At 71.6% G+C, this 17,499-nt stretch carries 18 protein-coding genes and 1 tRNA gene; 7 read left to right on the plus strand and 12 right to left on the minus strand.

Annotated elements, in window-relative coordinates:
* Positions 1-24: 24 nt before the first annotated feature.
* The 5 genes from GQR16_RS01620 to GQR16_RS01640 form a co-directional block, all read right to left on the minus strand.
* Entirely contained in the window at positions 25-756 is a 732-nt protein-coding gene (locus GQR16_RS01620; RefSeq protein WP_157413393.1) for a fumarylacetoacetate hydrolase family protein, read from the minus strand.
* Positions 756-1,529, minus strand: a complete 774-nt coding sequence (locus GQR16_RS01625) for an SDR family oxidoreductase (RefSeq protein ID WP_425482602.1) — start codon at positions 1,527-1,529, stop codon at positions 756-758. The genes GQR16_RS01620 and GQR16_RS01625 overlap by 1 nt, the downstream gene beginning before the upstream one ends.
* A complete protein-coding gene (locus GQR16_RS01630; protein WP_157413395.1) occupies positions 1,526-2,938 on the minus strand; it encodes an MFS transporter in 1,413 nt (470 codons plus the stop codon). Before GQR16_RS01630 ends, GQR16_RS01625 begins: the two co-directional genes overlap by 4 nt.
* 216 nt (positions 2,939-3,154) lie before the next feature.
* The gene (locus GQR16_RS01635; RefSeq protein ID WP_157413396.1) at positions 3,155-3,961 is read right to left on the minus strand and encodes an IclR family transcriptional regulator; all 807 of its coding nucleotides are present in this window, start codon (positions 3,959-3,961) and stop codon (positions 3,155-3,157) included.
* A gap of 31 nt (positions 3,962-3,992) precedes the next feature.
* Positions 3,993-5,051 carry a D-2-hydroxyacid dehydrogenase gene (locus GQR16_RS01640; RefSeq protein ID WP_157413397.1) on the minus strand — a complete coding sequence of 353 codons (1,059 nt, stop codon included), beginning with the start codon at positions 5,049-5,051 and terminating at the stop codon, positions 3,993-3,995.
* A 142-nt stretch (positions 5,052-5,193) separates the two neighbouring features.
* Between GQR16_RS01640 and GQR16_RS01645 the strand changes: the two genes are divergently transcribed.
* The 5 genes from GQR16_RS01645 (at position 5,194) to GQR16_RS01665 (ending at position 8,901) form a co-directional block, all read left to right on the plus strand.
* Entirely contained in the window at positions 5,194-6,162 is a 969-nt protein-coding gene (locus GQR16_RS01645) for an NAD(P)-dependent oxidoreductase (protein WP_157413398.1), read from the plus strand.
* A 112-nt stretch (positions 6,163-6,274) separates the two neighbouring features.
* On the plus strand, positions 6,275-7,732 hold the full coding sequence (gndA, locus tag GQR16_RS01650) for an NADP-dependent phosphogluconate dehydrogenase (RefSeq protein WP_157413399.1): 1,458 nt from the start codon (positions 6,275-6,277) through the stop codon (positions 7,730-7,732).
* A 104-nt stretch (positions 7,733-7,836) separates the two neighbouring features.
* Positions 7,837-8,193 (plus strand): YidH family protein, encoded by a 357-nt coding sequence (locus GQR16_RS01655; protein WP_157413400.1) that lies wholly within the window; start codon positions 7,837-7,839, stop codon positions 8,191-8,193.
* A 7-nt stretch (positions 8,194-8,200) separates the two neighbouring features.
* Positions 8,201-8,542: a DUF202 domain-containing protein gene (locus GQR16_RS01660; protein ID WP_157413401.1), complete on the plus strand. Its 342-nt coding sequence runs from the start codon at positions 8,201-8,203 to the stop codon at positions 8,540-8,542.
* Positions 8,539-8,901: a hypothetical protein gene (locus GQR16_RS01665; RefSeq protein WP_157413402.1), complete on the plus strand. Its 363-nt coding sequence runs from the start codon at positions 8,539-8,541 to the stop codon at positions 8,899-8,901. Before GQR16_RS01660 ends, GQR16_RS01665 begins: the two co-directional genes overlap by 4 nt.
* Positions 8,902-8,924: 23 nt before the next feature.
* On the opposite strand, the gene GQR16_RS01670 is transcribed toward GQR16_RS01665, so the two are convergent.
* From GQR16_RS01670 to GQR16_RS01690, 5 genes are all read right to left on the minus strand, one after another.
* Positions 8,925-9,476, minus strand: a complete 552-nt coding sequence (locus GQR16_RS01670) for a hypothetical protein (protein WP_157413403.1) — start codon at positions 9,474-9,476, stop codon at positions 8,925-8,927.
* Between the two features lie 14 nt (positions 9,477-9,490).
* Positions 9,491-11,191 carry a long-chain-fatty-acid--CoA ligase gene (locus GQR16_RS01675; protein WP_157413404.1) on the minus strand — a complete coding sequence of 567 codons (1,701 nt, stop codon included), beginning with the start codon at positions 11,189-11,191 and terminating at the stop codon, positions 9,491-9,493.
* 6 nt (positions 11,192-11,197) lie between these two features.
* Entirely contained in the window at positions 11,198-12,175 is a 978-nt protein-coding gene (locus GQR16_RS01680) for a ribose-phosphate diphosphokinase (RefSeq protein ID WP_157413405.1), read from the minus strand.
* 38 nt (positions 12,176-12,213) lie between these two features.
* Positions 12,214-13,656: a bifunctional UDP-N-acetylglucosamine diphosphorylase/glucosamine-1-phosphate N-acetyltransferase GlmU gene (gene glmU, locus GQR16_RS01685; RefSeq protein WP_157413406.1), complete on the minus strand. Its 1,443-nt coding sequence runs from the start codon at positions 13,654-13,656 to the stop codon at positions 12,214-12,216.
* A 1-nt stretch (position 13,657) separates the two neighbouring features.
* Positions 13,658-13,729 (minus strand) — tRNA-Gln (locus GQR16_RS01690).
* Positions 13,730-13,838: 109 nt separating this feature from the next.
* Here GQR16_RS01690 and GQR16_RS01695 point away from each other — a divergent pair.
* Together GQR16_RS01695 and aztD are read left to right on the plus strand one after the other, a co-directional pair.
* Positions 13,839-14,330: a MarR family winged helix-turn-helix transcriptional regulator gene (locus GQR16_RS01695; RefSeq protein ID WP_157413407.1), complete on the plus strand. Its 492-nt coding sequence runs from the start codon at positions 13,839-13,841 to the stop codon at positions 14,328-14,330.
* Positions 14,331-14,416: 86 nt separating this feature from the next.
* On the plus strand, positions 14,417-15,685 hold the full coding sequence (aztD, locus tag GQR16_RS01700; protein WP_157413408.1) for a zinc metallochaperone AztD: 1,269 nt from the start codon (positions 14,417-14,419) through the stop codon (positions 15,683-15,685).
* A 79-nt stretch (positions 15,686-15,764) separates the two neighbouring features.
* Here the strand turns inward: aztD and GQR16_RS01705 are convergent, their stop codons facing one another.
* Both GQR16_RS01705 and GQR16_RS01710 read right to left on the minus strand, forming a co-directional pair.
* Entirely contained in the window at positions 15,765-16,424 is a 660-nt protein-coding gene (locus tag GQR16_RS01705) for a methionine ABC transporter permease (RefSeq protein ID WP_157413409.1), read from the minus strand.
* Positions 16,424-17,452 carry a methionine ABC transporter ATP-binding protein gene (locus GQR16_RS01710; RefSeq protein ID WP_157413410.1) on the minus strand — a complete coding sequence of 343 codons (1,029 nt, stop codon included), beginning with the start codon at positions 17,450-17,452 and terminating at the stop codon, positions 16,424-16,426. Before GQR16_RS01710 ends, GQR16_RS01705 begins: the two co-directional genes overlap by 1 nt.
* Positions 17,453-17,499: the final 47 nt, after the last annotated feature.

A 17,499-nucleotide genomic window follows, 5' to 3' on the forward strand; every position in this document is an offset into this window, starting at 1 on the left:
GGTCCTCCGAGTTCTGGGCGCCGGTCAGCGCGTTGGGGTGACGAGTCGCACGCCGGCGACCACGATCTCGACGACGGCGCCCGGATCGATGGGGGCCTGCGAGGTCGGGGCTCCGGTCATGACGACGTCGCCCGGGCCGAGCGTGGTCCACTCGGCGAGGTACGCGAGGCACGCACGCGGCGACGACGGCAGCGCGCGACTGCTGGTCGCGCCCGCGGGCACGCCGTCGACGAAGAACTCGAGCGACACGTCGTCGAGGTCGGCCCCGGTGTCGATCACCGGGCCGAGGGGCGTGTACCCCTCCCCCGCCTTGGGCTCGAAGTTGCGCGGGTCGACCGCCGCCCGGTCTGGGCTCGACAGGTCGTTCACCGCGGTGACGCCCAGCACGTACTCGTGCGCATTCTCGGCCGTGAGCCCGGTCGTCTCCCGGCCGATGACGAGCGCGATCTCGCCCTCGGCGACGGTCGTGCCCGCGTCGCGGCGCAGCGTCACGGGGACGCCGGATGCCACGACCGACCGCGGGCTCTTCAGCCACGCCTGCACGGGCGAGGCGTGCTCGGGCCCGTTCTGCGCGATGCCCACGACGACGAGCGGCGTGCACGGAGGGAGGAGCTCGCCGAGGATCGGGGCACCGGCGTCGACCGGTCCCCTCCCCTCGGCGAACGCGGTGTAGGGGTCCTCGATCGGCACCCAGCCGTCGACGGACTCCCGAACGTGGACCGGCCCGGCGGGCGTGGCGAGTCTGGCAATGCGCATCAGACCACCGCCGTCATGCCGCCGTCGACGTAGATCGTCTGGCCGTTCACGAAGTCGCTCGCGCTGCTCGCGAGGAAGACGAGGGCGCCGACGAGGTCGTCGACCTCGCCCCAGCGCCCGGCTGGGGTGCGCCCCCGCACCCACGCCGAGAACGTCTCGTCGGCGACGAGCGCCTGCGTGAGCTCGGTCGCGAAGTACCCGGGGGCGATCGCGTTGGCCTGCACGCCGTGCGGCGCGAGGTCGGCGCAGAGCCCCTTCGTCAGCATCACGATCGCCCCCTTCGTCGCCGCGTACGGCGCGATCGAGGGTCGGGCGAGCTGGGACTGCACACTGCCGATCTGGATGAGCTTGCCCGAACCGCGCTCGATCATGCCGCGGGCCACGCGCCGCGAGAGGTGGAACGCGCTCGAGAGGTTCGTCTCGACGAGCTCATGCCAGTCGGCGTCGCTGAACTCCGCGATCGGCGCCCGGCGCTGGATGCCGGCGTTGTTCACGACGATGTCGGGCGTGCCGAGCTCGGCCTCGACGGCGGCGATGCCCGCGTCGACCGCCGCGGCATCCGTCACGTCGAAGACGGCGCTGAGGGTGCGCGCGCCGGTCGCGGAGGCGATCTCGTCGGCCGTGCGCGCCGCCTTGGCCGCGTCGCGACCGTGCACGACGACCGTGGCGCCGGATGCCGCGAGGCCCGCGGCGAGCGCCCGCCCGAGGCCCTGGCTCGACCCCGTGACGAGCGCGGTGCGCCCGGTCAGGTCGAAGGCGGCGGGGCCGGTCACCACTGGATCGTCCGGATCGAGAGCGTGGTCGCGTCGACGTCGTCGCCGGATTCGGTGCTCGAGACCTTGATGGCGTCGTCGGTGCGGGTGAGGTCGCGGCGGAGCGTCTCGGGCACGAGGAACGTCGACGCCGTGGTGATGAGCGCGAGCACGACCATGTAGATCGCGAGCAGGATCCAGTTGCCGCCGCTCACGGCGATCAGGTAGGCGCCGAGCACACCGGCGACGCCGCCGGCCAGCACGGCCGAGAGCTCGCGCGCCATCGCGACGCCGAGGTAGCGGTGACGGTTGCCGAAGAGTTCGGGCAGCATGGCGCACTGCGGGCCGAGCATGGTGTTCACGGCGATGCCGATGCCGACCGCGACCGCGGCGATCGCGATGGGGTAGCTGCCGAGCGAGATGAGCCACCACGCGGGCACCGCGTAGAGCAGCATGAACACGGCGCCGAAGCGGTAGACCTTGCGGCGGCCGACGCGGTCGGAGATCGCCCCCGTGAGCGGAACGGTGAAGATGCCGAGCAGCGAGCCGAACGTGACGCCCCAGGTGAGCAGGCTCTTGTCGGCCTCGGGGCCGACGACCGACACGAAGAAGGCGAGCGCGAGCGCCTGGAACATGTACGAGCCGCCGTTCTCGGCCATGCGCAGGCCGATGCCCACGATGACGCCGGGCAGGCCCTTCGTGAAGATCTCCTTGACGGGCTTCTCGGCGATCTGCTCGTGCTTCTCGAGCTCGACGAAGGTCGGCGTCTCCTTCAGGCGCATGCGGATGAAGAGCGCGACGAGGATCAGCAGGAACGACGCGAGGAACGGCACGCGCCAGCCCCACGTGAGCAGCGCCTCCTCGGGCAGCAGCGTGATGAGGCTGAACACGAGCGCGGCGAGCAGCGTGCCGGCCTGGATGCCGATGAACGGCAGCGACGAGAAGAAGCCGCGGCGGCGCACGGGGGCGTACTCGGCCATCAGCACGGTCGAGCCGGCCTGTTCGGCACCCGCTCCGAACCCCTGCAGCAGGCGCATCGTGACGAGCAGGATCGGCGCCCAGATGCCGATGGCCTCGTAGGTCGGCAGCAGGCCGATGGCGGTCGAGGCGCCGCCCATGAGCATGATCGTGACGACGAGCACCCACTTGCGGCCGAGCCGGTCGCCGAGGCGCCCGAAGAAGAGGCCGCCGAACGGGCGGGCGAGGAACCCGACGCCGTAGGTGGCGAACGCGGCGACGGTGGCCATGGCCGGGTCGTCCTGGGGGAAGAACAGCACGTTGAAGATGAGCGCCGTCGAGAGCCCGTAGAGCGCGAAGTCGAAGTACTCGAGCGCACTGCCGATGCTCGACGCGTAGGTCGCGCGCTTGAGGTTCGCGGCGTACTCGGGATCGTCGTTCACCGCGGTGGGTGCGGGGGCGGTACCGGTCATGTCCCATCTCCTTTGATCGGCTCGCGGGTGTCGCGATGACGGCCACTGTATCAACGTGTTGTACGCAGTTCAACCCCTTGAACAAGATTCGAGCGAGCGGATGCCGGTGGCGCGCGTCCGGGCGCGACGAAGCACGCCGTGTCGCACGGCGTGAACGACGGTGGCCGGATGCCGCGTGCGGGCGTCAGCCCTCGGCGCTCCCCCGAGCGCGGCCCGTCAGCCCCGGCTGCGCCCGGCGCTCAGCGGGTTCGTGAGCCGGGCGGCGGCGTCGACGAGCGCGGCGGCGACCGACGCGACCCGGCCGGGCGTCGCCTCGGCGACCGGCAGCGCGACGCCGAGCGCGAGGCTCGGGTCGCTCGGCGCCCAGCCCTCGAGCGGCACGGCGACCCCGACGATGCCGGGGAAGGACTCCCCGTCGTCGAGCGCCCAGCCGCGATCGCGGGCCGCGGCGAGCTTCACGAGCAGGTCGGGGATGTCGCGGATGCTGCGATCGGTGAGCCGTGGGAACGGCGCCTGGTCGGCGAGGAGCGCCGTGACATCCGCATCGTCCATCGGCATGAGCAGGGCGTTGCCCGTGGCACTGAGGGCCGCCGGCAGACGCGACCCGAGGGGGGTGCCGAAGCGCACGCTGCGCGAGCCCTCGTGCCTGGCGAGGTAGAGCGCCTCGGTGTCATCGAGCATCGCGACCTGCACGACCTCGTGCACGAGCACGGGCGAGGTCTCGCAGACCGTGTAGAACTCGCGCACCTGGCTGAACTGCGACGCGTACGCCCCGCCGAGCTCGATCGTGCGGCGACCGAGCTGATAGCCCAGCGGCACGCGCTGCACCATCATGGCCGCCTCGAGCGCGAGGCAGAGGTTCGCGGTCGAGGACTTCGCGAGGCCGAGGCCGCTCGCGATCTCGGTGAGGGTCAGGGGCCCGGATGCCTCGGCCAGCAGCCCGAGGATGCGCAGGCTGCGCGTGACGGCGGGCGCGGGGTCGCGCCCCTGACGGTCGGCCTTCGCGTCGGACTCCTCGGACATGCCGCCCCTCTCGTCCGCGGGACCCGCGGGATCAGTAGAACTCGACCGTGTCGACCACGCTGCGCATCGGCAGGCCGTCGAGCAACCGGGAGGCGTCGTCGGCGAACCGCCGCGCGATGCGCTCCTCCTCCTTGCGCGAGAGCGCCGCGGTGTGCGGACTCACGAGCACCGACGGGTGCGACCACAGCGGCGATGCCGCCGAGAGCGGCTCGGACTCGAAGACGTCCAGTGCGGCGAAGCCGACCCGCCCGTCGTCGAGCGCCGTGGTGAGCGCCGCCTCGTCGATCACCGTACCGCGCCCGACGTTCGCGACGATGACGCCGGGCCTGACGGCGCGGAAGACGCGCTCGCCGAGGAGGTGATGCGTGGCCTCGGTGCCGGGCAGCGTCGCCACGATCGCGTCGACGTGGGCGACGGCGTCTTCGAGCTCGTCGATCGGGATGAGGCGGTCGACGCCCTCGACGGCGTCGCCGCTGCGCGTGGTGCCCCAGACCCGCGCGCCGAGCGCGCTGAAGCGTCGTGCGCACTCGGCGCCGATGCCGCCGAGGCCGACCACGAGCACCGTCATCTCGTCGAGTTGGCGCATCTCCCACCGCTCGGGCCACTCGCGTGCCTGCTGGTCCGCGGTGAGGCGCGGCAGGTGCTTCGCGCCGGCGAGCACGCCGAACAGGGCGAACTCGGCGAGCGGGCCGCCGTGCACGCCCGCGCTCGTGGTGAAGGCGACGCGGTCGAGCTGCTCGCGTTCGAGGCCGGCCGCCTTGACCTGGCTGCCCCCGCCCGCGGCCATCGTCATCACCCACCGGAGGTTCGGGTTCGCCTTCGCCGTGCGTGCGAGCGCCGCCGGGTCGACGTCGGGAATGCCGAAGAGCACCTCGGCGGAGTCGATCATGGCGTCGAACGCGGCCTGCTCGTCGGCCGTGCGCACGTGCTCCGGGTCGCCCGACCAGTCGGCGGGGCCGCGCATCGGATGCGTCAGGGAGTGGTCGCGCACGAGGTCGATGCGCGGCTCGAGCTCTTCGATGAGCCGGCAGTGCGCCTCGGAGAGCGGCACTGCGACCACGGCTCGCAGGCGGTTCTGGGTGTCGGGCATCCGGTCTTCCCCTTCATTGCGGTCTGGCGACCGAGCGGCGCGGGCCCACGGGCCCCTCCGGCGCGGTCAGCACCCCCAGCATAGCGGAAGTTCAGCATATTGAACCCTGTACGACAGGTTGACGCTGAGGTACACTGCTCGCATGTCCAACGCCGAACATCCCGTTCCAGCCGCCGTCACGCCGGGCGGCGCACCCGACGAGGCACCCGACGACGCCTTGATCGGCGTCATCGGACTCGGCTCCATGGGCGCGCCGATGGCCCGCCGCCTCCTCGCCGCCGGGCGCCGCGTCGTGATCACCGCCCGCCGCCCGCGGCCCGACCTCACCGACCTCGGAGCCGAATGGGCCGAGACCCCGCGCGAGCTCGGCCGCCGCGTCGACGCCGTGCTCGCGATGCTGCCCGACCTGCCGCAACTCGACGAGGTCCTCGACGGATCCGACGGGCTGCTGGCCGGCCTGCTCGAACGCGGCCGCGACGGAGACGGCGCGCGCGACGCCCTGCTGCTGGTCGGATCGACCTCGTCGGCGCCGCAGGTGCGCGACCTCGCCGAGCGGCTCGCCGCGGCATCCGATGGTCGCATCCACGTCGTCGACTGCCCGGTCTCGGGCGGAGAAGACGGCGCGAAGGCCGGAACGCTCTCGATCATGCTCGGCGGCGACGAGGCCGACGCGACTCGCGCCGCGACCCTGCTCTCGCCCTGCGGCACCCCCGTGCACCTCGGGCCGCTCGGCGCGGGCGAGGTCGCGAAGGCGTGCAACCAGCTCATCGTCTCGGCCACGATCCTCGCGCTCGGCGAGGCCGCCGTGCTCGCCGAGCGATCCGGGCTCGACCTCGAGGCGCTCTTCGGCCTGCTCGCCGGCGGCTACGCCGGATCGAACCTGCTCGCGAGCCGAAAGGACAAGCTCGTCACGGGCGACGACTCCCCCTCCGGCGTCGCCGAGTACATGGTCAAGGACCTGCGCTTCGCCGCCGAGGCCGCCGCGGCCACCGGCACCGACCCCGTGCTGCTCCCGACCCTGCGCGCGGCGTTCGACGAACTCGTCGAACGCGGACTCGGCGGCCGGGACATCTCCGTCGCCCGACGATTCATCGCCGAGCGGTCGCTGTGACCGCGTCGACGACGAGCGGTCGTCGACGACCTCTCAGCAACAGCGCGCAACGGTGAGCCTCGCTCACAGTACGCTTGAGACATCCCCACCCAACTTCACGAGGAGTGTGTTCGTGCCTGAAGCCGTAGCCAACATCGGAGTCGTGGGACTCGCCGTCATGGGGTCGAACCTCGCCCGCAACCTCGCGAGCCGCGAAGGCAACACGGTCGCCGTGTTCAACCGCTCCTACGAGCGCACCTCGACCCTGCTCGAAGAGCACCCCGAGGCCGGCTTCGTCGGCGCCTCGACCTACGACGAGTTCGTCGCCTCGCTCGCCAAGCCCCGCACCGCGATCATCATGGTGCAGGCCGGCAAGGGCACCGACGCCGTCATCTCCGAACTCGCGAGCCGTTTCGAGCCGGGCGACATCATCGTCGACGGCGGCAACGCGCTCTTCACCGACACCATCCGTCGCGAGAAGGCCGTGCGCGAGACCGGCATCAACTTCGTCGGCGCCGGCATCTCCGGCGGCGAAGAGGGCGCCCTCAACGGCCCCTCGATCATGCCCGGCGGCTCCGACGAGTCGTGGGTCACCCTCGGCCCGATCCTGAAGTCGATCGCCGCGGTCGCCGAGGGCGAGCCCTGCGTCACGCACATCGGCCACGACGGCGCCGGCCACTTCGTCAAGATGATCCACAACGGCATCGAGTACGCCGACATGCAGCTCATCGCCGAGGCCTACGACCTCATCCGCCGCGGCACGGGCAAGTCCCCCGCCGAGATCGCCGAGGTCTTCGCCGAGTGGAACAAGGGCGAACTCGAGTCCTACCTCATCGAGATCACCGCAGAGGTGCTCAAGCAGGTCGACGCCGAGACCGGCAAGCCCCTCGTCGACGTCATCCTCGACGAGGCGGGCTCGAAGGGCACCGGCGTCTGGACGGTGCAGACCGCCCTCAGCCTCGGCACCCCCGTCTCGAACATCGCCGAGGCCGTGTTCGCCCGCGGCCTGTCGTCGCACCCCGAGCAGCGCGCCGCCGCGAAGGGCCTCGCCGGCCCCGACGAGGCCGACCGCATCCCGGCCGACCAGGTCGACGCGTTCATCGAAGACGTGCGCCTCGCGCTCTACGCCTCGAAGATCGTCGCCTACTCGCAGGGCTTCGACGCGATCCGCGCCGGCGCCGTCGAGTACGACTGGAACATCGACCTCGGCGCCGTGTCGAAGATCTGGCGCGGCGGCTGCATCATCCGCGCGCAGTTCCTGAACCGCATCGCCGACGCCTACGACGAGACCCCGAACCTCGAGCTGCTGCTCTCGGCGCCGTACTTCGCCGAGGCGTTCACGCGCGCGCAGGCCGCCTGGCGCCGCGTCGTCGTGCGCTCGGTCGAGACCGGCATCCCGGCCCCGGCGTTCGGCTCGTCGCTCGCGTACTACGACGGCCTGCGCGCAGACCGCCTGCCGGCAGCGCTCGTGCAGGGCCAGCGCGACTTCTTCGGCGCGCACACCTACAAGCGCATCGACAAGGAGGGCGTGTTCCACACCCTCTGGTCGGGCGACCGCACCGAGATCGCCACGACTCCCTCGACGCACTGACCCGCCCTCGCGGGTAACCTTGGCCCCGGGCGGAAGCCCGGGGCCACGTGCGTTCCAGCCGGGCCGTCCCGGGCTCCGGCCGGACCGACGACGAGTGAGGGTGCATGCGCAAGCCGAACTGGCAGAGCGAGGGCGAAGACCCCGACTACCGCTTCACGCTGGCGAACGAACGCACCTTCCTCGCCTGGATCCGCACGGCGCTGGCGCTGCTCGCGGGCGGAGTGCTGCTCTTCGAGTTCGCCCAGCAGATCGGACCGCGCGTCGTCGTGCTGATCCTCGCGCTCGGACTCGCCGTCGTCGCAGCCGTGCTCGGCGGTCTCTCGTATGTCCGCTGGCGCGGCAACGAGATCGCCATGCGCACCGGCAGGCCGCTCCCCCGGAGCCTCGCGATCCCCCTCCTCTCGACCATCGCCCTCCTGGCGGCGGCCGTGATCGCCGTGCTGATCCTGGTCTCCGGCTGAGCCGCGCATGTCCGCCGACACGAGCGCAGCAGTGCCCCGCGATCCCGGGCTCCAACCCGAACGCACCTCGCTGGCCTGGAGCCGCACCGGGCTCGCGATCGCCGTGAACGCCGTGCTCGCGCTGCGCAGCGGGTTCAGCTCCGAACAGCCGGCCCTCGCCGTCGCCGGAGTCGCGCTCTTCGTGCTCGCCGCGGTCGCGGTCGCGCACGGCACCGTGCGTCGGCGACAGCTCGATGCCCGGCACGAGCCCGTGCCGCCCTCCCCCGTGGTGATGCTCGGCGTCGCCGCCACCGTCCTGCTCGCGGCCCTCGCGGGCATCATCTCCATCTCGATCGAGGCCACCCGATGACCGACGACCATCCCGAACTCGCGGGTTACGAGCCCGTCGACCCCCCCCGACGCCCCGGACGCCAGCGCGCCATGCGCATCGCGGTGATGCTGGCACTCGCCGGCATGGTGCTCCCGATCGTGCTGTCCACGTTCTCGGTCGCGACCTCGACCGCCCGTTCGTCCTGCGCGACGTTCGCACTCGCTGCCGCGGGCGCCACGGGCGGTGAGCTGTCGACGGATGCCCCGTTCGAGCTGTTCGCCGACGGCGGGCCGGGCTGGCAGTGCTACGTCACGACCGAGAACGGCTCGCGCCACCACATCGCCAACTTCGGCCTCTTCCCGGCCGCCCCGCGCTACGGCGTCGGCACGCCGACCTGATCGAGGTCGGAGCCCGCGAGGGGTCAGTCGGCGTCGCGGTGCGGTGCCTCAGCGCCCGCAACCTCGGTCTCGGGCTCGTGCTCGACCTCGGGCTCGGCCTCGAAGAACACGCGCTTGTAGGAGCGCCCGTCTGGCAGCGTCACGGTGCGGGCCTCGACGAGGCCGCGGTTCACGCGCTGGTAGATCGCGTTCGGCGTCACCCCGAGCCGTTTCGCAGCCTCGGAGACGCTCTCGCCCGGCAGGTCGGTTGGCACGCTCGACGGGCGTTCGCGCTTGCGACGCCGGCTCGCCTCCTGGCGGTCGGCGATCGTGTCGTCGTCGCCGGCCCAGCGGTACTTGGCCGCCGAGGCGCTGAGCCCGGCGGCGTCGGCGATGTCGTCCCAGCTCGCGCCGGTGTCGACCGCCTCGCGCGCGGCCTCGAGCGCGGCGGGGTCTGCCTCGAGCGCCGCCACGAGCGAGCGGATGCCGCGCAGCCGGTCGAGCGGCGGAACCCGGCCGGTCGATCCGTGCCCGCCGTCGAGGGCCGCGAGCGCCGCGAGGGCGGCCGCGGCATCCGGAGACAGGAACGACGACACGGGCGTGCTCCGGCTCAGCCGGCCTGGAGGCGGTTGCGCACCTCGCGGCGGAGCACCTTGCCGATGAGCGAACGCGGCAGTTCGTCGACCTCGACGATGCGCTTGGGCACCTTGTACGGCGTGAGTCGCTCGCGCGCGAACTCGCGGATCGCGGCCTCGTCGAGGCGCTGGCCGTCGGCGAGCACGACCGCGGCGACGACCTGCTCGCCCGAGTGCTCGTCGGGCAGGCCGACGACCGCGACGTCCTCGATGCCGGGGTAGGTGCGCAGCGCCTCCTCGACCTCGGTGGGCGCGACGTTGAAGCCGCCCGTGATGATGAGCTCCTTGATGCGGTCGACGACGTGCACGAAGCCCTCGGCGTCGATCGAGACGATGTCGCCCGTGCGGAACCAGGGGGTGCCGCCGTCGGGATCGGCGACGAACACGGCGTCGGTCTCTTCGGGCTTCTTCCAGTACCCCTGGAACACCTGCGGGCCGCGCACGACGAGCTCGCCCTCGCCGCCGGCCTCGACGTCGGCGGTGGGGTTCTCGGGGTCGACGACGCGGCACTCGGTCGACGGGAGCGGCAGGCCGATCGTGCCGGCCTTGCGATTGCCGGCGACCGGGTTCGCCGAGATGACGGGCGAGCACTCCGACAGGCCGTAGCCCTCGACGAGCACGCCACCGGTCGCGGCCTCCCAGGGTTCGACGACCGCGGGGGTGAGCGCCATCGCGCCCGAGATCGCGATCTGGATGCCCTCGAGCGAGACGCCCTTGGCCGCGGCCGCCTTGGTCAGGCGGTCGTAGATCGGCGGCACGGCGGGCAGGAAGGTCGGCGGACGCTTCTTGATGACCGGCAGCACGAGGTCGGGGTCGAACTTCGGGAACAGCACGAGGCGCGCGCCCATGCTCATCGCGAACGTGAGGCAGAGCGTGAGCCCGTAGGCGTGGAACATCGGCAGCACCGCGTAGACCACGCAGTTGCCGCGCTCGATCGTCGGCACCCAGGCGCGCGACTGCGCCGCATTCGCGAGCAGGTTGAGGTGGGTGAGCGTCGCACCCTTGGGCGAACCGGTGGTGCCGCTCGTGTACTGGATGAGCGCGACATCGGATGCCTCGGGGGCGACGATGTGCGCGTCGATGCGGTCGGCGTCGACGAGGTCGGCCCACGTCGCGGTGCCCTTCGCGCCCGAGGTCAGGGCCGCGCGGGACTCGCGGGCCTTGGCGATCGGCAGCTTGAGCGCGGTGCGCGTGAGGAACGGCATCGCCCGCGTGACGTCGACCGAGACGACGTGCTTGACGCCGAGGTCTGCGGGGAAGGCGAGGACCGTCTCGACGACGTTGTCCCATGCGATCGCGAACCGCGCGCCGTGGTCCTCGAACTGGTGTCGCAGCTCTCGGGGCGTGTAGAGCGGGTTGTGCTCGATGACGATCGCGCCGAGTCGCAGCACGGCGTAGAACGCGACGATGTGCTGCGGGCAGTTCGGCAGCACGATGGCCACCGTGTCGCCCTTCTGCACGCCGAGCAGGCGCAGCCCCTCGGCCGCGCGCTCGACCTGCTCGCCGAGCTCGGCGTAGGTGGTCTCACGGCCGAAGAACTCGAGGGCGACGCTCGCCGGGTGCTCGGCGACCGAGGTCGCGAGCAGGTCGTAGAGCGAGCCCTCCGGCAGTTCGAGGTCGTGGGGCACGCCTTCGGCGTACCCGGCGAGCCACGGTCGCGGGGTCGTGATCGTCATCGGAGGTTACGCAGCCCCGTCGAACATGCTCGTGACCGAGCCGTCTTCGAAGACCTCGTGGATGGCGCGGGCGAGCAGCGGCGCGATGGGCAGGACCGTGAGGCGGTCCCAGCGCTTGTCTTCGGGAACCGGCAGCGTGTCGGTCACGACGACGCGGTCGATGAAGTCGGACTGCAGGATCTCGGTCGCAGGCGGCGAGAACACGGCGTGCGTCGCGGCGACGACGACGCCGATGGCGCCGGCGTCCTTCAGGGCCTCGGCCGCCTTGACGATGGTGCGGCCGGTGTCGATGAGGTCGTCGACGAGCAGGCAGACGCGGCCCTTCACGTCGCCGACGATCTCGTGCACCGAGACCTGGTTCGGCACGAGGGGGTCGCGGCGCTTGTGGATGATCGCGAGGGGCACGCCGAGCTTGTCGCTCCAGATGTCGGCGACGCGCACGCGGCCCATATCGGGCGAGACGACCGTCAACGTCGACGGGTCGAGCGAGTTCTTGAACTCCTCGAGCAGCACGGGCATCGCGAAGAGGTGGTCGACGGGCCCGTCGAAGAAGCCCTGGATCTGGGCGGCGTGCAGGTCGATCGACATGATGCGGTCGGCGCCGGCCGCCTTGAAGAGGTCGGCGACCAGGCGCGCGGAGATGGGCTCGCGTCCGCGACCCTTCTTGTCTTGACGCGCGTAGGGGTAGAACGGCGCGACGACGGTGACGCGCTTGGCCGAGGCGCGCTTGAGCGCGTCGAGCATGATGAGCTGCTCCATGAGCCATTCGTTGATCGGCGCGGTGTGCGACTGGATCACGAACGCGTCGGAGCCGCGCACGCTCTCGTCGAAGCGCGCGTAGATCTCGCCGTTGGCGAAGGTGCGCGCGTCGGTCGGCACGAGCTCCGACCCGAGTTCGGCGGCGATCTGCTCCGCGAGCTCGGGGTGCGCGCGCCCCGAGACCAGCACGAGCCGCTTCGATCCGGTGGTTTCGATTCCCGACATGTGGTGTGTCCTCTCCACCTGCGTACGGCTGGTGCGTTTCAGTCGGCGTCGGAACCGGATGCCTCGGCCGCGGCATCGGCGGCGTCGGCCGCCGCTGAACCGGCCCGGTGCGTCTGGACCCACCCCTCGATGTTGCGTTGCGGTGCCACGTTCACGGCGAGCGCGCCGGACGGGACGTCTTTGCGGACGACGGTTCCGGCGGCCGTGTAGGCGCCGTCACCAATCCTAACGGGCGCGACGAACACCCCGTGAGACCCGGTGCGCACGTGCGACCCGACGTCGGAGTGGTGCTTGCGCACGCCGTCGTAGTTGGCGAAGATCGAGCCCGCGCCGATGTTGGAGTGCTCGCCGATGGTCGCGTCGCCGACGTACGAGAGGTGCGGCACCTTGCTGCCGGTGCCGATCTGCGCGTTCTTCGTCTCGACGAAGGCGCCGATCTTGCCGTCGGCGCCGAGCACGGTGCCGGGGCGCAGGAACGAGAACGGGCCGACGGTCGCGCCGGCGCCGATGACGGCGAGCGTCGCGTCGGTGCGGCGCACGTCGGCGTTCTCGCCGACCTCGCAGTCGGTGAGGGTCGTGTCGGGCCCGACGACCGCGCCGGTCTCGATGACCGTGGCGCCCTTCAGCTGGGTGCCGGGGCGGATCGTGACGTCTTGCGCGATGCGCACGGTGAGGTCGATCCACGTCGTGGTCGGGTCTTCGATCGTGACGCCGTTGAGCTGCCATCCGCGGATGATGAGGGCGTTCAGGCGCGCGGCCGTCTCGGAGAGCTGGGCGCGGTCGTTGATGCCGGCGACGAGCCACGGCTCGCTGACGGGCACGGCCTCGACCTCGGAACCCGCGGTGCGGAGCAGCTGGATCACGTCGGTGAGGTACTTCTCGCCCTGCGCGTTGTCGGTCGTGAGGTTCGCGAGCTGGTCGCGCAGCGCCGAGGCGCCGAACGCGTAGATGCCCGCGTTGATCTCGCCGATGCCGCGCTCGGCCTCGTTCGCGTCCTTCTGCTCGACGATGCGGTCGAACTGACCGGCGGTGTCGCGCACGATGCGACCGTAGCCGGTGGGGTCGTCGTAGAGGGCCGACATGACGGATGCCGCCGCGGCGCGGCCGCGGTGCAGTTCGAGGAATCCGGCGAGGGTGTCGGCGTTCAGCAGCGGCACGTCGCCGTTCAGCACGAGCACCTCGCCGTCGAAGTCGGCGGGGAGCGCCTCGAGCGCCTGTTCGACGGCGCGGCCGGTGCCGGGCATCTCGTCCTGGTCGACGATGCGCGTGCCGGGCAGCTCGGCCTCGACGGCGGCGGCGACCAGGTCGCGCTCGTGGCGCACGACGGCGATGACGTGGGCGGCGTCGAGCGCGCGGGCCGTGGCCAGCACGTGTCCGACGACGGGGGCGCCCGCGAGCGGGTGCAGCAGTTTCGGGGTCGAGGACTTCATGCGGGTGCCCTGGCCTGCGGCGAGCACGATGATGGCGAGCTTCTGGTCCATGCTCCGCCACCAGGATTCGAACCTGGACCGAACAGCTCCAAAGGCTGTCGTGCTGCCGTTACACTATGGCGGACCACCCGGGCGCGGGGCGCACGAGCGCCCTCCAGTCTGCCAGACGTGCCGCCGTGTTCGATGCGTCCGCCGCGGCACGCGCCCGGCCCGGTTCGCGCGATACTGGGTGGATGACGCATGCCGACGAGGTCGACCGCATCGTCGAGGACTGGGAGCGCGAACGCCCCGACCTCGACTTCGCACCCCTGCAGGTGCTCTCGCGCGTCGCCCGCCTCTCGAAGCACCTCGATCGGGCCAGGCGTCAGGCGTTCGCACGCTCCGAACTGGAGTCGAGCGAGTTCGACGTGCTCTCGGCGCTGCGCCGCGCGGGCTCGCCGTTCCGCCTCTCCCCCAAGCAGCTGCTGCAGCAGACCCTCGTCTCGAGCGGCACCATGACGAACCGCATCGACCGGCTCGTCGAGCGCGGTCTCGTGAGCCGTCAGACCGACCCGAACGACGGCCGCGGCATCCTCGTCGAGATGAGCCCGGCGGGTCTCGCCCGGGTCGACGCGGCGATCACGCGGCTCGTCGACGCTGAGTCCGAGCTGCTCTCGGGCCTTCCGGCGGGTGAGCAGAAGCGCCTCGCCGGGCTGCTCCGCAAGCTGAGTCTCGGCTTCGACTGAGCCCGAGTCGGCTGCCCGCGGCATCCGTCGGGCTTCGCCGTTCTCTCGTGTTGATAATGATTTTCATTAACGATAGCGTTCCCCGCATGATCACCGCTCGAAGACCGCACCGACTCCACTTCCTCACCGCCGCGCCCGCGCTCCTCGCCGTCGCCGCACTCGCCGCCTGCGCCTCGCCGTCCGGCGAAGACGGCGGCGCGTCCGCCGAGGCATCCGGCACCGCCCCGTCGTCGAACGCCGAGCGCGAGGTCGCGACGACGCGCATCGTCGCGGCCTACGACGGCGGCGTGCTCGTGCTCGAGGGCGACTCGCTCGAGCTCGTCGCCGACCTCCCGATCGACGGCTTCCTGCGCGTGAACCCGGCCGGCGACGGCCGACGCGTGCTCGTGTCGACCGACGATGCGTTCGAGGTGCTCGACACGGGTGTGCGCGTCGAGGCGCACAGCGACCACGACCACTACTACGCCACCGACCCTGGTCTCACCGGCCTGTCCTTCCCCGCCGAGCACCCCGGCCACGTCACGACGAACGCCGGCGTCACCGCGCTCTTCGCCGACGGCACGGGCGAGGCGCTGCTCTACGACGAGGGGGCGCTGCGCAACGCCGACGAGCCCGACGACGTCGACGCCGTCGTGCACGAGAGCGCCGAGGCGCACCACGGCGTGGTCGTGCCGCTCGCCGGCGGCGGCCTGCTCACGACGCTCGGCGACGAGAGCGCGCGCACCGGTGCCGCGGTCCTCGACGCGGCGGGAGCCGAACTCGCCCGCATCGAGACCTGCCCCGGCGTGCACGGTGCGGCGATCGCCGCCGACGACACCGTGGTGCTCGGCTGCGAGGACGGCGCGATCATCTGGAGCGACGGCGCGTTCGCCGAGGTGCAGGCGCCCGACGCCTACGGCCGCATCGGCAACCCGTCCGGCAGCGCCCTGTCGACCGTCGTGCTCGGCGACTACAAGGTCGACCCCGACGCCGAACTCGAGCGCCCGACGCGCGTGAGCCTCATCGACACCGAGTCCGCGACCCTCCGGCTGGTCGAGCTCGGCACGAGCTACACCTTCCGCTCGCTCGCTCGCGGGCCGAACGGCGAGGCGCTCGTGCTCGGCACCGACGGGGCGATCCACGTGCTCGACCCCGCGACGGGCGAGGTCGTCGAACGCATCGACGTGGTCGAGGCGTGGACCGAGCCGAGCGAGTGGCAGCAGCCCCGGCCGTCGCTCGAGGTGCACGGGCACCGCGCCTACGTGACCGATCCGGCGGCTTCCGCACTGCACGTCGTCGACCTCGGCACGGGAGCGATCACCGCGAGCGCCGAGCTGCCCCATGTGCCGAACGAGCTGTCGTCGGTCGGCGGCTGAACGAGTCGGGGGGGGGGGGGGGGGCGCCGGGGGCGGGCCCCCCGCGCCCCCCCCCCCGCTCGTGCCGGTCGAACGGCGCTCAGCGGCGCATGACCTTGCGAGCCAGCCAGTTGCCGAGGAACTGGACCACCTGCACGAGCAGGATGATGAGCAGCACCGCGGCCCAGGTCGCCGCGGGCTCGAACTGCCGGTAGCCGTAGACGAGGGCGAAGTTTCCGAGACCGCCGCCGCCGATGTACCCGGCGACCGCCGTCATGTCGACGATCGCGACGAGCACGAACGTGTAGCCGAGGATCAGCGGACCGAGCGCCTCGGGGATCACGACCGTGCGGAGGATGCGGAACGGCCCGGCGCCCATGGCCTTGGCCGCCTCGACGACACCGGGCGAGACGGTCACCAGGTTCTGCTCGACGATGCGCGCGATCGCGAAGGACGACGCGATCGAGAGCGTGAAGATGAGCGCGTCGTTGCCGATGCCCGTGCCGATCACGAGCCGGGCGAACGGTTGCGCGACCGCGATGAAGATGATGAACGGGATCGGTCGGAAGAAGTTGATGACCACGTTCAGCACCGTGAAGACCACGCGGCTGGCCAGCAGGCCGCCCGCACGCGTCGCGTAGAGCACGATGCCGAGGACAAGCCCCATGGCGCCACCGATGAGCAGCGTGAACGCCACCATGTAGAGCGTCTCGCCGGCGGCGGTCCAGAATTCGGGGCCGAGTTCGAACAGGCGATCCATCACGCCACCTCCGTCACGTCGATGCGTTCGCCGATCTTCGCGAGCGCCGCGTCGATCGCGGCCCCTTCGCCGCGCACCGCGAGGGTGAGGTGCCCGAACGCCCTGCCCTGGATGTCGTTGATGCCGCCGTACACGAGCTCGAATTCGATCCCTGCCGTCGCGAGGTCGACGAAGACCGAGGCCTGCGACGCGTCGCCGTCGCGGAACGAGAGCGTGACGATGCGCCCCTCGTGGCGCTCACGGAGCACCGCGAGCTCGGCGGGCGAGGGCACGCCCTTGACGACCGTCGAGACGAATCGCTGCGACGAGGCGTTCTGCGGGTCGGAGAACACGTCGAACACGTCGCCGTTCTCGATGACCCGGCCGCCGTCCATGACCGCGACCTTCGTGGCGATCGACTGGATGACGTCCATCTCGTGCGTGATGACGACGATCGTGACGCCGAACTCGCGGTTCACGCGCTTCAGCAGCGCGAGCACCTCCTGCGTCGTCTCGGGGTCGAGGGCGCTCGTGGCCTCGTCGGCGAGCAGCAGGCGCGGCGAGGTCGCGAGCGCCCGGGCGATGCCGACGCGCTGCTTCTGGCCGCCCGAGAGCTGCTCGGGGTAGCTGTTGGCCTTGTCGGTCAGGCCGACGAACTCGAGCATCTCGTCGACGCGCAGCCGGATCTCGGACTTCGTCCACCCGGCCACGGTGAGCGGGTAGGCGACGTTCTTCCACACGGTCTTCGACGTGAACAGGTTGAACTGCTGGAAGATCATGCCGATGCCGAGGCGGACGCCGCGGAGCTCGCGCTCGGGCATCGCCGTGAGTTCGCGGCCGTCGAACGTGATGCTGCCGGAGGTCGCCGGTTCGAGCGCGTTGATGAGGCGCACGAGCGTGGACTTGCCCGCGCCCGAGTAGCCGATGATGCCGTAGACGTCGCCCGGCTCGATGTCGAGGCTGACGGCGTCGACGGCGACGACGGGCGCGCCCGACCGGTCGGCGGGCGGATACGACTTCGTGACGTCGGTGAGGCTCACGAGGGCCATGGAGTGCTCCTTCCAGCACGCGCGAAGCGGGCGACGGCACCCCGTGG

It is taken from the genome of Agromyces allii (genome assembly GCF_009749385.1).
GTDB lineage: Bacteria > Actinomycetota > Actinomycetes > Actinomycetales > Microbacteriaceae > Agromyces > Agromyces allii.

What these genes read in the sequence shown, in the direction of transcription:
- glmU (WP_157413406.1), bottom strand. Translation starts at nt 13,656, where the DNA reads ATGGACCAGAAGCTCGCCATCATCGTGCTCGCCGCAGGCCAGGGCACC.
- GQR16_RS01665 (WP_157413402.1), top strand. Translation starts at nt 8,539, where the DNA reads ATGACCGACGACCATCCCGAACTCGCGGGTTACGAGCCCGTCGACCCC.
- GQR16_RS01645 (WP_157413398.1), top strand. Translation starts at nt 5,194, where the DNA reads ATGTCCAACGCCGAACATCCCGTTCCAGCCGCCGTCACGCCGGGCGGC.
- aztD (WP_157413408.1), top strand. Translation starts at nt 14,417, where the DNA reads ATGATCACCGCTCGAAGACCGCACCGACTCCACTTCCTCACCGCCGCG.
- GQR16_RS01680 (WP_157413405.1), bottom strand. Translation starts at nt 12,175, where the DNA reads ATGTCGGGAATCGAAACCACCGGATCGAAGCGGCTCGTGCTGGTCTCG.
- GQR16_RS01695 (WP_157413407.1), top strand. Translation starts at nt 13,839, where the DNA reads ATGACGCATGCCGACGAGGTCGACCGCATCGTCGAGGACTGGGAGCGC.
- GQR16_RS01620 (WP_157413393.1), bottom strand. Translation starts at nt 756, where the DNA reads ATGCGCATTGCCAGACTCGCCACGCCCGCCGGGCCGGTCCACGTTCGG.
- GQR16_RS01675 (WP_157413404.1), bottom strand. Translation starts at nt 11,191, where the DNA reads ATGACGATCACGACCCCGCGACCGTGGCTCGCCGGGTACGCCGAAGGC.
- GQR16_RS01655 (WP_157413400.1), top strand. Translation starts at nt 7,837, where the DNA reads ATGCGCAAGCCGAACTGGCAGAGCGAGGGCGAAGACCCCGACTACCGC.
- GQR16_RS01705 (WP_157413409.1), bottom strand. Translation starts at nt 16,424, where the DNA reads ATGGATCGCCTGTTCGAACTCGGCCCCGAATTCTGGACCGCCGCCGGC.
- GQR16_RS01630 (WP_157413395.1), bottom strand. Translation starts at nt 2,938, where the DNA reads ATGACCGGTACCGCCCCCGCACCCACCGCGGTGAACGACGATCCCGAG.
- GQR16_RS01640 (WP_157413397.1), bottom strand. Translation starts at nt 5,051, where the DNA reads ATGCCCGACACCCAGAACCGCCTGCGAGCCGTGGTCGCAGTGCCGCTC.
- GQR16_RS01710 (WP_157413410.1), bottom strand. Translation starts at nt 17,452, where the DNA reads ATGGCCCTCGTGAGCCTCACCGACGTCACGAAGTCGTATCCGCCCGCC.
- GQR16_RS01660 (WP_157413401.1), top strand. Translation starts at nt 8,201, where the DNA reads ATGTCCGCCGACACGAGCGCAGCAGTGCCCCGCGATCCCGGGCTCCAA.
- GQR16_RS01635 (WP_157413396.1), bottom strand. Translation starts at nt 3,961, where the DNA reads ATGTCCGAGGAGTCCGACGCGAAGGCCGACCGTCAGGGGCGCGACCCC.